Origin of the sequence: Bythopirellula sp. (assembly GCF_041737835.1) — a bacterium.
In the GTDB taxonomy this organism is placed as follows: domain Bacteria; phylum Planctomycetota; class Planctomycetia; order Pirellulales; family Lacipirellulaceae; genus Bythopirellula.
This window is the reverse complement of record NZ_JBGSQY010000004.1, coordinates 284,631-299,036: the sequence shown is the minus strand read 5'-3', so window position 1 is coordinate 299,036 and position 14,406 is coordinate 284,631. Positions and strand designations below refer to the sequence as shown.

Sequence of the window (14,406 nt, the reverse complement as noted above, 5' to 3'; positions counted from 1 at the left end):
TTGTAGTACACAACGAATTGCAGAGTATGCAGGGGACTTATGTCCCCCGCTCGCCATTATAGTGTACTTATGTATACAATACTAGGGCGAAGGGAGCGTCGCCCCCCTGCCGCCACCGCGAACACCGACACGAGCAGCAACAGACTCGATGGCTCGGGGACCGCGGTCACGGCTTCCGCGGCATTTAGGGCATTTGTACCGTAGTTCAATTGCCAGTCGGCCAGATTGCCTAGGCTCAGATTGCGTTGCCAGGCAAGCAAATCGCGGCCGTCTACGTCGCCATCTCCGTCAAAGTCGCCGGGGAGAGTTGCAACAGGAGCGTCCCAATAGATGTTGTCGACGGCGAAAGTGGCTGCGGTGCCGCTCTCTTCGAGAATAACGAACGAATAGTTCAACATCCGCAGATCGATGGCGGTTCCGCGGATGTCGCTCACCGGAATCGAAGCCTGTCCCCATTGGCCGTTGCGGGCCAGACCATACGTGGTCTGGAAGGCGGGGAAACTCACGTACTGTTGGTTCCCCCAAGCGTCGATGATGCCAATTTTGAAACTGACGTTCGCGGGGATCTGAATATCGAAATTGAGATGCCCTTCTTCAAAGCCGAGCAAGTTGAGTGGCTGATGCGACATCACACCGGCGCCAAACCACCCCTTGCCCGTCGTTTGCCACGACATGGAATTATCGCCCTCAAGCGGTGGAATCGTAGAGTCGGCAAGGGTTCCTTCCCAAACGAAGATTTCTGCATCGAGTCCGGGAGTCAACTTGCCGTTGGTGGGGGTGTTGTCGGTGAAGATACCAAACGATTGGCTTTGCGCAGTGGGCGGGCCAACGTGAACCGACCCCTGACCGTTCCACTCGTAGGCTTTGATGTAATCGACGTACATGTGGGCCTGAAGGGGCATTGAAACCGGCTGGCCGCTGCCAGGATTTCCGAGTTGATAGGCGTCGGTATAGGCACCACCGATGGCCATGTTGGCGATCAGGTAGAAAGGATGCCTGAACTCGTCAGAATCGTCGTCGATCGTAAAGGGAGTCGCAAACAAATCGTGCTCGACGTTGTTGTCGATCACAGTCATTCTCAGGCTGTTCTCGTCCCAATAGGTGCGGTAGGTGAGAAAGCGTTCCGCAAGCCCGGGAGAATAGTTGTAGTAAGGCCGCACATAATCGTCATCGGGATCCCAAGCGATGCTAGCCGCTCCGGTCGGATTCTCCGGCGTGACGGCATCAGGTGAATAGAAGATCGCGTTGGCACCGACGGTCTGATTGACCGTCGAGTTGTTGAGTCCGTTGCCGCCGTTGTGGGAGTCGTGCAGATCACGAAAAACCTTTTTGCCCCCCATCTCCATGATGTCGATTTCGCCCTTGCGGGGCCAATCCCAGTTTGACGTGCCGAGCATCCACACAGCCGGCCAGCCGCCGAGGTCGAGGTTGGGCACTCTGACTCGCGTTTCGATCATGCCATAGTGAACAGCAACTTTGGATTTCGAAACGACCTTGCCCGATGTGTAGTTCAACGGATTGCCCCATTGATCGACAATGCCGGGGCCGCTCTCTTGCTTGGCAGTGATGCGCAGGGCGTTGTTGCCCGTTTCGCCCGGGACCGTGGCGATGTCGACGTTATTCGGTGAGTAATACTGGAGCTCGCCATTGCCCCACCCCCAGTTGCCGTTGCCAGTTTCCTCGATCCAGTTATCAAGGTTGTTGAAATTCTCTTCCCAGAGCAGATTGCCGATCTGGGCATGCGAGACGTTCGCAGTCAACAAAATTGCCGTGGTTAACAGGAATAGAAATCTCAGAACTTGGCGGGGCACACGATGATTATTCATTTGATCATTGACCTCTAATGACTGAACCTAATGTCCCTCAGTGGGCGGGTTTGGAAAGAATTGGCGACCGACTCTATCTCAAAGCCGAACTTCGACCGTGCCACGGCCCTTACTCCCAAACAAAAGAACTCTTCGCTCAATTCACGATTTTAATTCGCACACAAGTGCTCAAGAAACTGTTTCACGCCTAAGTGCCGCCCAATATGAGAAACGCCAGGGACTGGCACGACTAACTTGTCGCTCACCAAAACGAGCGTATATTCCGGATATTTTTGAATAGCTAACCGTTCGTGCTGTACGCGGGCAAAAAATCCTTCTGCTGGATTTCTTAAAATCCGCCCGGTGCACAGACGACGAAAGTAACAATACGGTAACAGATACGAACAGCTTGTCCAGAAAAAAACCCCAAAAATGGAAGGACAACTCCGCTGTCGTCGCCAGATTACCGTAACCTCCTACGCTGAATAGGCTGTCACGAGCGACTCCTTGCAATAATCCGGAGTAAAACGGCTAGCTAAACCGCTGCAGCACTTCGTCGGGCGCGGGGCTGTATGTGCTGGGCTGCATCGAGCAGCTAGCACGGCCTTGGCTTAAGCTGCGCATCGCGCTGGAGTAGCCAAAGAGTTTCTCCAGAGGCGCCTGGGCATGAATTACCGTGCGGCCACCTCGGGATTCTTGATCGTTGATAATCGCGCGACGTTGCTGCAAATCATTGATCAAATCGCCCACGTGATCATCGGGCGTGGAAACTTCAAGTCTCATAATCGGTTCGAGCAAGACTTCACCAGCCGCGCGGAGCGCCGCGTCGAATGCTAGATGCGCAGCGGTGCGGAAGGCAATCTCGCTACTGCCGGTTTCGTGGACCGTGCCGCCGAGCAAGCGAGCTTTAACCCGCATCAAGGGAAAACCCAACAGGCCTCCGCTGGCTGCCGCGTTCTCGAGTTCTTCAAGCACCACTGCGAGCATCTCGGCAGGCAAACCGTGATCGAGTGCGTTGGATATCACATTCGCGCCCGTCGGCGAGTCGTAAGGCTCGATGTGAATCTTGACGTCGGCGATGTGTTGCACGCCGTTCATTAAACGATTGCACTCACCGACGGCCTCGGCCGGGCCAGCGATGGTTTCGCGATAGCTCACCCGCGGATTGTGAACCTTCACTTTAAGGCCGAAATCACGTTGCAAGCGATGCTGAATCACTTCAAGATGCAATTCCCCCATGCCGCTGATGAGCGTTTGGCCGGTTTCTTCGTTCTCACTCGCCGCGAACGTGGGATCCTGTTTGCGGAGCATAGCGAGCGCATCGGAGAGCTTCTTTTTGTCGGCAGTGCTCTCCGGCTCGATCGCCATCGAGATCACGGTCTCGGGGAACTCAATTGATTCGAGCACAATCGGCGCGCGCGTATCACAAAGCGTGTCACCGGTGATCGAATCGCGAAGGCCGATGATGCCCACGATGTCGCCGGCTTGGGCCGATTCAAGCTGCTCGTCTTTCTTGCTCGCGTGGATCCGCCACAATTGGGCGACGTTTTCTTTTTTGTCGCGCGTGGCATTAAGCACCCGGCTGTTGCCTTTGAGCGTGCCCGAGTAAATTCGCACCCACGAGAGATCGCCTGTCTTGTACGGCAGGACTTTGAACACGAGCCCACAAAACGGCTCGTTGGGGTCCGGGTTGCGAGTGACTGTGACCAGCGGTTCGTTGTCGTCGTGCTTGTGCGATTTGCGATGATGGTCGGTTTTGCCCGTGGGATCAACGCCCACAACCGGCGGCACTTCGGTGGGGTTCGGCAAATAAGCGGCCACGCCGTCCAGCAAAGGCTGCACGCCAACCCCATGCAGCGCCGAACCACACAGCACCGGCTGGATATGCAAGTGGACGGTCGCCTCGCGGAGCACTTTGTGAATCAGTGCTACGGGGACGGGTTCCTCGGAAAGAACACGTTCCATCAACTCATCGTTGAAGTTCGACAGTTCGCTGAGCATGTCGTCCCGCCACATCGTGGCCAGATCGAGCAAGTCCTCGGGAACGTCGGCCTCAATAATTTTGCGACCTTCTTTTCCCTCGGGGAACGTGAGCATCTTCATTTTCACGAGATCGATGATGCCACGAAAAGGATCGGCCACGTGAGCGGGTCCTAAACCAACGGGAATCTGAACCGCCACGGGGCGGGCATGCAGCCGCTGCTTGAGTTCTGCGTAAACGGCTTCGAAATCGGCCCCTTCGCGGTCGAGCTTGTTGATGAACGCGAGGCGTGCGACTTTGTATTTGTCGGCCTGCCGCCAGACGGTTTCACTTTGGGCTTCAACCCCTTCACGAGCCGAAAACACAATCACCGCGCCATCAAGCACGCGCAGGCTACGCTCGACTTCAGCCGTGAAATCGACGTGCCCCGGGGTATCGATGAGATTGATCAGCACGTCGTTCCAAGGAAACGCCACGCACGCCGAGTAGATCGTGATGCCGCGTTCGGCTTCTTCGGCGTCATCGTCGGTGGTTGTCGTGCCACGGTCGACTTCCCCAGCGCGATGTTTCGCGCCCGAGGCAAACAACATCCGCTCGGTGACGGTTGTCTTGCCGGCATCGATGTGGGCGATGATCCCAATGTTGCGAATTTTGGAGAGGTTTGTAGCCATCAGGTTTGATGTTTGGACTTACGATAGTCGTCGGTCAGTTGACCCGCGAAGCCCCAGTTCTCTTCGGCAATTTCTTGGATAACGATATGAGTCTGTTCAGGCTTTTTGTCGAGGATGTCCACCAGCGCTTTTGTGATTGCCGCGACGAGCTGTGATTTCTTTTCGCGGGTGAGATTCTCGGGCGTGAGTTGCACGTTGACGTAGGGCATGGAGCATATTCCTCGATCGCAGTGCGCATAAAAAAAGCTAGGAACCGCGGGGTAGGATGCCTTGGCACCCTAACCCCCAACCCCTAGCTGTCTGGTTTGGAAATTACCAACCGAAGTGAGCAAATGCCTTGTTGGCGTCGGCCATACGATGGACGTTTTCACGCTTGGTCATCGCCGCACCTTCACGGTTGTAAGCGGCGGCCAACTCGTCGGCGAGCTTCTGTGCCGTGGGGCGGCCCTTCTTGTCGCGAACCGCGGAGAGAATCCAGCGGAACGACAAGGATTGCTGCCGAGTGCGACCAACTTGCATCGGCACTTGGTAGGCGGCACCACCGACGCGCTTCGAGCGAACTTCGATGGAAGGCTTCACGTTTTCGATCGCTTGAGTGAAAACGTTGATCGGCTCTTCGTTGGGAATCCGCTCGCGAACGATGTCGAGTGCGTCGTAGAACACACCCTGAGCAACGGCCTTCTTGCCGTCGTGCATCAAGCAATTGATGAATTTGCCGGCGAGGAGCGAACCATACAGCGGATCGGGCTTCAACTGTTTGCGACTTGCGGTAATGCGTGGCATAGGAAACTGCTTATACTTTTTCTTGACTAATTAAATTACTTATGACTTTTTCGCACCGTAGAGGCTGCGAGATTGCTTACGACCCACGACGCCCAAGGTATCCAAGGCACCGCGAACAACGTGGTAACGCACGCCGGGAAGGTCACGCACACGACCGCCACGCACGAGCACGATGCTGTGTTCTTGCAGGCTGTGGCCTTCGCCGGGGATGTAGACCGTGACTTCCTTGCCGTTGGAAAGACGCACACGGGTAATCTTGCGAAGTGCCGAGTTCGGCTTCTTCGGGGTCATCGTTCGCACCTGCAAACAAACACCGCGTTTCTGCGGGCATTTCTGCAACACCGGTGACTTGCTGAACTTGCGTTTTTGCTTGCGGTTCTTGCGAACGAGCTGGTTAACTGTTGGCATCGACAGGCCTTCTAATAACACTCTCGGGAAATAGTGAACCAATCAATTTATCGCGCCCGCGGTTGATGGTCAACCGGGGTACGGAGCGTGAGAAGTCGTAACTTCCCACGTTTTTCGGGGACTTCAGGACATTGCAGGGGACTTACGTCCCCCGCTCGCCTTAAAAGTCGTCGTCGTCGCCGAAATCATCGTCACCGCCGAAGTCGTCAGGCTCGCTGGCAAAATCCACGGGGTCGTCGGCAGTCTCGCCAAACGCATCACCGCCCAAGCCGGGGGGCAATGGTGGCAACTCTTCGGGCATTTCGGCGGAGCTCATCCCCAGCAAGGCGTCGAGCCCCGAAGGAGCTTCGCTCTTGAAGACGGGCTCGTCGCCGTAGGTATCGGTGATAAACGGCTCGCTATCGCCATTCTTGGGAACACCACCGCCACCACCTCGCGATTGCAGGGCGGAATCCAACAACGGGAACGACCGTTCGAGCACTCGTTCCTTCTCGGACGCCAGGGCTTCGAGGGCATCTGGCGAGATTCGCACTTCCGATTCTTGAATCGTGTGGAATCCGGTCCCCGCGGGAATCAAGTGGCCGAGGATGACGTTCTCCTTCAAACCGACCAAGTAGTCGGTCTTTCCGGCGAGCGCGGCTTCGGTGAGCACCTTGGTCGTTTCTTGGAAGCTTGCCGCAGAGATAAAGCTGGAGCTTTGCACCGACGCCTTGGTAATACCCAAGAGCTGGGTGCTGGCCGTGGCCATCTTGGGCTTGGCGCCCTTGGCCAGGTCGCCACCCAAAGCTTCGATCTGAGCGTTGGCTTGCTCGAGTACGTCCTTGGGCACAATCGCGCCCTCGGCAAACTCGCTGTCACCCTTGTGACTGATTCGCAGGCATTTCGAAATCGCTTCGTTGGCTTTGCGGAAATCGTACTTGTCGATCACGCTGCCCGGCAGCAAATCAGTATCGCCCGGTGATTCAACCCGCACTTTGCGAAGCATCTGCGAAACGATGATCTCGATGTGCTTGTCGTTGATTTCCACGCGTTGGCTGCGGTACACGTTTTGGATTTCGCGAGTGAGGTACTGATGCACAGCTTCCTCGCCCGAAATCCGCAAAATGTCGTGCGGCACCAGCGGGCCATCGACCAACGCTTCACCAGCACGCACTTTGTCGCCGGCATGCACGCGTAAGTGCTTGCTGTGCGTGACCAAGTGCTCACGCTCGATGCCGGTTTCGCTGCGAACGATAATCGAACGCTTGCCGCGCTTCTTCTCGCCCAAGATTTCTACCGTGCCATCGATCTCGGCAATCACCGCGGGATCGCGTGGCTTGCGTGCTTCGAAAATTTCGGTCACGCGAGGCAAACCGCCCGTGATGTCCTGAGTACCCGACGCTTCGCGCGGAGTCTTGGCCACCAACGTACCCGGCGAGATGACCTGACCTTCGTCGACTTCCAAGTGAGCCCGCTCGGGCATGTAGTAGAAGTCGAGAATTTTTCCGTCGGCTGGGTCTTCGACCACGATCTGCGGATGCAAGTCGCCCTTGTGTTCCATGATCACAAAGCGTTTCTTGCCGCTGGGGTCCATTTCGCCGCGGATGGTTTCGCCTTCGACCAAATCTTCGAAGCGAACCTTACCGCCAGTTTCCGAAAGAATCGGAATACTGTGCGGATCCCATTCGCAAAGCACCGCACCAGGAGCGACATCTTCGTTCTCCTTGACCTTGATCACGGCACCGGCGGGGACTTCGTACTTCTCGACCTCGCGGCCTCTTTCGTCGACCAACGCGATTTCGCCGTTACGAGTCAAAACAACCAATTGGCCAGCATCGTTGGTCACCGCCTTGAGGCGAGCGAACTTGGCGATACCACCCTTCTTGGCCTTGATGTCGCTGTCTTCCACGTCACGCTGACCCACGCCACCGATGTGGAACGTACGCATCGTGAGCTGGGTACCAGGTTCGCCAATCGACTGAGCGGCGATGATACCCACCGCCATGCCTTCTTCGACCATCGAACCGGTCGACAAGTCCATGCCGTAGCACAACCGGCAAACGCCGAGGTCGGCATCGCAAGTCATCGGGCTGCGAACTTGAATCTTCTCCAAGCCGAGTTGCTCGATATTACGCGCGATGTCGGAGGTGATCATCTCGTTTTCAGCGACAATCACATCGTCGGTAATCGGATTGACGATATTCGCCCGGCTGACGCGACCCTTGATCGAGTCGGCGAGGCTCACTTCCACCTTTTCACCACGGTAAATAATCCCCTTGGTGATGCCTTGGGTCGTCTTGCAATCGTGCGTGGTGACCACCACGTTCTGCGCTACGTCGGCGAGCTTACGAGTGAGGTAACCCGAGTCAGCCGTCTTGAGAGCCGTGTCGGCCAGACCCTTACGAGCACCGTGCGTCGAGCTGAAGTATTCGAGCACCGTCAGGCCTTCGCGGAAGTTGGCCTTGATCGGGGTTTCGATAATCTTGCCCGAGGGCTTGGCCATCAAACCACGCATACCACCAAGCTGACGCATCTGTTCGACGCCACCACGAGCACCCGAGTTTGCCATCAAGAAGATCGGGTTCACATAGCCGCCGGTACGGAAGTCGGCCTGCAGGCCGGCCATCATTTCGGCCGTAATCTGTTCGCGAGCGTGCGTCCAAGCGTCGAGCACCTGGTTGTAGCGTTCGACTTCGGTGATTACACCCCGTTGGAACAGCTTATTGAACTTCATCACGGTCTTTTCGGCTTCGGCGATGATCTTGCCCTTGGTGTCGGGTGTGATCAAATCGTCGGTACCGAACGACAGACCGCTCAAAGTGGCTTGGCGGAAACCGAGTTGGTTCATATCGTCCAAAAGCTCGATCGTGGCACGACGGCCGACGAATTCGTAGCAGTCGGAAATCACTTTTGCCAACTCACTCGACTTCAGCGCGACGTCGTAGTACGGCATCCCCCGGGGCAGGATCATGTTGAAGATCACGCGACCCACGGTTGTATCGATGCGAGCACCCAATTTCTTGGTGTTGCCCCGATCTTCACGCAAGGAGCGATGCTTCGGCAAACGTACTTTGATCCGTGCGTGAGTGCCAACCTTGCGAGCACCGTAGGCGGTTTCAACTTCTTCGAGCGAGCTGAACACCATGCCATCGCCCATGCAGTCGGGCACGTTCATGGTCAGGTAGTAGCAACCCATCACCACGTCCTGCGACGGGCTAATAATGGGGGCACCGTTCGACGGGCTAAAGATATTGTGCGTGCTCATCATCAACGTGTGAGCTTCGACCTGGGCTTCGATCGACAATGGCAAGTGAACGGCCATTTGGTCGCCGTCGAAGTCGGCATTGAAGCCTTTGCACACGAGCGGATGCAGGTTGATCGCGTTGCCTTCGACCAGGGTCGGCTCGAAAGCTTGAATACCCATGCGGTGAAGCGTGGGAGCACGATTCAACAACACCGGATGATTGGTGATCACCTCTTCGAGGATATCCCAAACTTCGTCGTCTTTGCGCTCGAGCATCTTCTTGGCCGACTTGATCGTATCGGCGTGCCCGAGTTCCTTGAGGCGGCGAATGATGAACGGCTGATACAACTCGAGCGCGATCTTCTTGGGCAGGCCGCATTGATGCAGCTTGAGCCGCGGGCCGACCACGATCACCGAACGAGCCGAGTAGTCGACGCGCTTGCCGAGCAAGTTTTCGCGGAACCGACCCTGCTTACCCTTGATCATGTCGGTAAGCGACTTGAGCGGACGATTCGACGAACCCAACACGGGCCGCTTACAGCGATTGTTGTCGAACAACGCGTCGACCGATTGCTGCAGCATACGCTTTTCGTTGCGAATGATGACCTCGGGGGCGTTGAGGTCAACGAGCTTCTTCAAGCGATTGTTGCGGTTGATAATGCGGCGATACAGATCGTTCAAGTCGCTCGTGGCGAAGTTGCCGCTATCCAACAGCACCAAAGGACGCAGGTCCGGCGGGATCACGGGGATCACGTCGAGCACCATCCACTCAGGCTTGTTGTCGGAATCGCGGATCGCTTCGACCGTCTTCAAACGGTTGATCAGATCTTTGGCCTTTTGCTTGGAACCCGTTTCTTTGAGTTCGACGCGAAGTTCTTCGGAGAGCTTCACGAGATCCAAGTTCATGAGCAACTTACGAACGGCTTCGGCACCCATGTCGGCTTCGAAGGTTTCGCCATACTGTTCGCGGGCCGCGCGATACTCTTCTTCCGTCAAAAGCTGTTGCGGCTTAAGCGGCGTGTCACCCGGATTGACGACGACGTAATCCTGAAAGTAAATCACCTTTTCCAGGCTTGAGGTCTTCATCGCCAAGAGGCTGCCCAAGCGGCTGGGCATCGCCTTGAAGAACCAAATGTGTACGATGGGAGCGGCCAATTCGATATGACCCATCCGCTTGCGACGCACGCGACTGTGAGTCACCTTCACGCCGCAACGGTCGCAGATCATGCCCTTGTACTTCATGCCGCGATACTTGCCGCAGGCACATTCCCAGTCCTTCTCCGGTCCGAAGATGCGCTCGCAGAACAAGCCGTCCTTTTCCGGACGGTAAGTACGGTAGTTAATGGTTTCGGGCTTCTTCACCTCGCCAAACGACCAGCTGCGAATGTCGTGCGGACGGGCCAGGCTAATCTTCACCGAGCCGTAATCATTCACGCGGTCGTAATTGGAGGAGTCTAATATATTGCTCATATTGCTTTCTCGGGTTAAGAGAAAATGTTCAATGCAAAATTCTTAACGCAGATCGATGTCGCTGTCGGCAATTACAATTGCTGACGCTTTTCGAGCTGCATGTTGAGTCCGAGGCCGCGGATTTCGTTGGTGAGCACGTCGAAGCTCGCCGGGGTGCCGGCTTGCAGCGTGTTCTCGCCCTTGACCATCGACTCGTAAATCTTCGTCCGGCCTTCGACGTCGTCGCTCTTCACGGTGAGCAACTCTTGCAGGATGTAAGCGGCACCGTAAGCCTCGAGTGCCCACACTTCCATTTCGCCGAAGCGTTGGCCACCGAACCGTGCCTTGCCACCCAGCGGTTGCTGCGTGATGAGCGAGTAAGGTCCCGTGCTCCGAGCATGCACTTTGTCGTCGACCAAGTGATGCAACTTAAGCATGTAGATGTAACCGACCGTCGTTTCCTGCTCGAACTTCTCGCCAGTACGACCGTCGAACAACTTCGTCTTACCGTGGCGTGGCAAGCCGGCTTCTTGCAAAGCGTCGTTGATCTGTTCTTCAGTCGCTCCGTCGAACACCGGCGTCACCGAGCGGAAGCCAAGCTTCGCACCGGCCCAGCCGAGATGGGTTTCGAGAATCTGACCCACGTTCATACGGCTCGGCACGCCGAGCGGGTTGAGCATGATTTGCACCGGAGTTCCATCATCGAGGAACGGCATGTCCTCGATCGGCAGAATCTTGGAGATCACACCTTTGTTACCATGACGGCCAGCCATCTTATCGCCGACGGAGATCACCCGCTTGGTGGCGATGTAAACCTTGACCATCTGCAACACGCCGCTGCGGAGCTCGTCGCCGCGCTTCATCGAGTTGAGCTTACGATCGCGAATGTCGATGGCTTCATCCACCGCTGGCCACATCGTCTTGTAGGTCTTCTCGACGTCCTTGAGTTTTTGCGGGCTGTTGATGGCAATCGAATCCAAACGGAATCGCGTGGCCAAATCAGCGACGAATTGCGGTTCTTGATTGTGAACCTGCTCGTTGCCGTCTTCGTCGGTGATCTTCTTGCCCAAAATGCCTTCGATTTCGACGATCATCTGGGTGAACTTATTGGCGATCGCTTCGTTGCCTTCTTTTTCGGCCGTCTTGAGCGACTTCTCGAACAACTTGCGTTCGTCTTCCGACAAGCTCATGCGCCGCGAAAACTTCTGGGTGTCGATCACGATGCCTTCGATGCCCGAAGGAACTTCCAGCGAATCGTTCTTCACGTCTTCACCGGCACGGCCGAAGATCGCGTGGAGCAACTTTTCTTCCGGTGTGAGTTCGGTCTTCGACTTCGGCGAAACCTTACCCACGAGAATGTCACCCGGTTCGACAAACGTGCCGATTTGCACGATGCCGCTCTCGTCGAGATTCCGCAGGGCCTTTTCGCTGACGTTAGGAATATCACGAGTGAATTCCTCGCGGCCGAGCTTGGTTTCGCGAATTTCGACGTCGAATTCTTCAATGTGAATCGAAGTGTAAACGTCGTTGCGAACCAATTCTTCGCTAATGATGATCGCGTCTTCGAAGTTGTAACCTTCATAAGACATAAATGCGACCAACACGTTGCGCCCGAGAGCCAACTCGCCCTTGAACGTTGCGGCACCGTCGGCAATCACTTGGCCTTTTTCGACCTTATCGCCCACGCGCACCAGCGGCTTTTGATTCTGGCAGGTCCGTTCGTTGAGACCCACGAACTTACGCAGGTGGTGAATTTCGGGACCAATCTCGATCCGAGTGGCATCGACATAATTCACGGTGCCCTTTTGACCGGCGCGAACCAACATGCCCGAGTGCTGAGCTACGTCGCGTTCCAAGCCTGTACCAACGACCGGTGGATCGGCAATCAACAGCGGCACCGCTTGGCGCTGCATGTTGGAACCCATCAACGCACGGTTCGCGTCGTCGTGCTCGAGGAACGGAATCAAACCGGCGGACACGCCGATCATCTGGCTCGGGGCCACGTCGGTGTATTCAATCTTATCGACGGGCACCAACACGAAGTCCGACTTGTAACGGGCGACAACCGTATCACCTTGGATCTGGTTGTCCTTCACCGGTACGTCGGCCGAAGCCACGAAGGCTTCCGATTCTTGATCAGCACGCAGCCAAACGACTTCGTCGGTCAGCTTGCCACCCTTCACCTTGCGGTAAGGAGTGATCAAAAAGCCGTATTCGTCGACCGAAGCATACATCGCGAGACTGCTGATCAAACCGATGTTCGTGCCTTCCGGCGTCTCAATCGGGCAGATGCGGCCATAGTGCGAAATATGAACGTCGCGAACTTCGAAGCCCGCACGCTTACGGTTCAAACCGCCAGGGCCAAGGGCCGACAGACGGCGTTCGTGCGTAAGCATCGAAAGCGGATTCGTTTGGTCGACCACTTGCGAAAGCTCGCCACGGCCAAAGAAGTATTCGATGGCCGCTGAAATGCTCTTGGGATTGATTAAGCTGCGCGGCGTAATATCGTCGGCGTCCTTGAGGCTCATCCGCTCTTGGACCGTGCGGCGCAACTTGAGGAAGCCTTTGCGAATTTCGTCGCAAGCGAGCTCGTCAATCGTACGCAAACGGCGATTGCCCAAGTGGTCGATATCGTCGATCTCGACTTCTTGCTCACCGGCCGTCAGGCCCAGCAAGTAACGAATCGAGGCGATCAAATCCTCGGGCCGCAAAACCATTTCGGTCTCGGGCACGTTGATGCCCAACTTGCGATTCATGCGGAAACGTCCGACGCGGCCTAAACGATAGCGATTGGCGTCGAAGAACTTTTCTGAGAACAGCTGGCGGGCCTTTTCGAGTTGCGGCGGGTTGCCCGGACGCAAACGCTGATAGATACGCAGCAAGGCTTCTTCGTGGCTCGACGTGTTGTCGTCGGCCATCGCATTGAGCAAATGGGGCGACTTGGGCGGGTCCATGATTTCGACCTGCTTGACGCCCGATGTGCAAATCACTTCGGCGATGTTCTTGGTGATCCGCTGGCCACCTTCGATAATGATTTCACCGGCGCGATCACTACCGACCGGATAGATAATGTCGCCGACCGCGACCTTACCTTCGATCTTGGCGGCGCTGCGGCCGTCGACGATCTTCTCTTTTTTGGTTTCGTAGAACTGCTTGATGATATCAGCGTCGAGACTCAGCTCGGGGCTCATCGCGCGGAGCAACGTCACGGCCGAGAACTTGCCGCTCTGGTCGATGCGGACCGTGATGCTGTCCTTCTTGGTGGTATTGAGCTCGATCCAGCTACCACGCTCGGGAATCACGCGACAACTGTGCGTGCGGCGCTCACCGGCTTCGATTTCCGAAACGAAATCGATACCAGGGCTACGGTGCAACTGGCTCACCACGACGCGCTCGGCACCGTTGATGATAAATTCACCCCCACCGAGCATAATCGGCAGGTCGCCCAAGTAGACTTCTTCCTCGATCGGCTGCTCTTTCACCAAGCGCAGCCAAATACGGAACGGCCGACCATAGGTGAGCCGCAACTGCCGGCACTCGTCCGGTTCGTAGCGCGGCTTGCCCAAATCGTAGCGCAAGTACTCGAGCTTGATCGTCTTGTCGTAGCTCTCGATCGGAAAGATTTCGCGGAGCACACTCTCCAGGCCGTCATCTTTGCGAATGATCGTCGTGGTTCCGTCGTATTGCAGGAACCGCGCGTAGCTCTCGGTTTGGATTTTTGTCAGGTCGGGGATGTCGTAGGCAATACGTGCGCTCCCAAAGGTACGGACTTCGGGAACCTGTAAACGTCGTTCAGCCGGGACTGCCATAGGGCGCGTCTGCTCCGATATCACGAGTTAGAGTGAATACAGCAACACGAGCCCGCTAAACTCTCGGTTTTCGAGAGGCGGGCCCATTGAAGCCAAGCTAAACCGAGAGCGGGGACTCGAACCGCGAGGGTCCGAGCTACTATCGCGGGTAGGCTGCGATTGAGCGACTTCCGTGCCATCACCTTCCCCCCTTTGCCTCGGTACTAAGATTTGCACGTGGAAAATTCCCACGTGACTAGCGAACATCGAAGTTCGCGCTTCCGCGCGAGCTTCACTC

General features: G+C 56.3%; 7 protein-coding genes and 1 pseudogene. 1 reads left to right on the top strand and 7 read right to left on the bottom strand.

What is annotated here, in order from left to right:
* Positions 1–56 precede the first annotated feature (56 nt).
* Complete coding sequence (locus tag AC6T8Q_RS02680) at positions 57–1,826, bottom strand: glycoside hydrolase family 16 protein (RefSeq protein ID WP_500677615.1); 1,770 nt, start codon at positions 1,824–1,826, stop codon at positions 57–59.
* Between the two features lie 17 nt (positions 1,827–1,843).
* Between AC6T8Q_RS02680 and AC6T8Q_RS02675 the strand changes: the two genes are divergently transcribed.
* Positions 1,844–2,017 carry a hypothetical protein gene (locus AC6T8Q_RS02675; RefSeq protein WP_500677614.1) on the top strand — a complete coding sequence of 58 codons (174 nt, stop codon included), beginning with the start codon at positions 1,844–1,846 and terminating at the stop codon, positions 2,015–2,017.
* A 319-nt stretch (positions 2,018–2,336) separates the two neighbouring features.
* On the opposite strand, the gene fusA is transcribed toward AC6T8Q_RS02675, so the two are convergent.
* The 6 genes and pseudogenes from fusA to rpoB form a co-directional block, all read right to left on the bottom strand.
* Positions 2,337–4,457: an elongation factor G gene (fusA, locus tag AC6T8Q_RS02670; RefSeq protein WP_500677613.1), complete on the bottom strand. Its 2,121-nt coding sequence runs from the start codon at positions 4,455–4,457 to the stop codon at positions 2,337–2,339.
* A complete protein-coding gene (locus AC6T8Q_RS02665; RefSeq protein WP_500677612.1) occupies positions 4,457–4,666 on the bottom strand; it encodes a tautomerase family protein in 210 nt (69 codons plus the stop codon). Before AC6T8Q_RS02665 ends, fusA begins: the two co-directional genes overlap by 1 nt.
* 103 nt (positions 4,667–4,769) lie before the next feature.
* The gene (gene rpsG / locus AC6T8Q_RS02660; protein ID WP_496920901.1) at positions 4,770–5,240 is read right to left on the bottom strand and encodes a 30S ribosomal protein S7; all 471 of its coding nucleotides are present in this window, start codon (positions 5,238–5,240) and stop codon (positions 4,770–4,772) included.
* Between the two features lie 39 nt (positions 5,241–5,279).
* Positions 5,280–5,648, bottom strand: coding sequence for a 30S ribosomal protein S12 (gene rpsL, locus AC6T8Q_RS02655; protein WP_496920900.1), 369 nt, complete (start codon positions 5,646–5,648; stop codon positions 5,280–5,282).
* Positions 5,649–6,200: 552 nt separating this feature from the next.
* Positions 6,201–10,341, bottom strand: a pseudogene (rpoC, locus tag AC6T8Q_RS02650) (DNA-directed RNA polymerase subunit beta'); the annotation flags it as partial.
* A gap of 71 nt (positions 10,342–10,412) precedes the next feature.
* Positions 10,413–14,129, bottom strand: coding sequence for a DNA-directed RNA polymerase subunit beta (gene rpoB / locus AC6T8Q_RS02645; protein WP_500677611.1), 3,717 nt, complete (start codon positions 14,127–14,129; stop codon positions 10,413–10,415).
* Positions 14,130–14,406 lie beyond the last annotated feature (277 nt).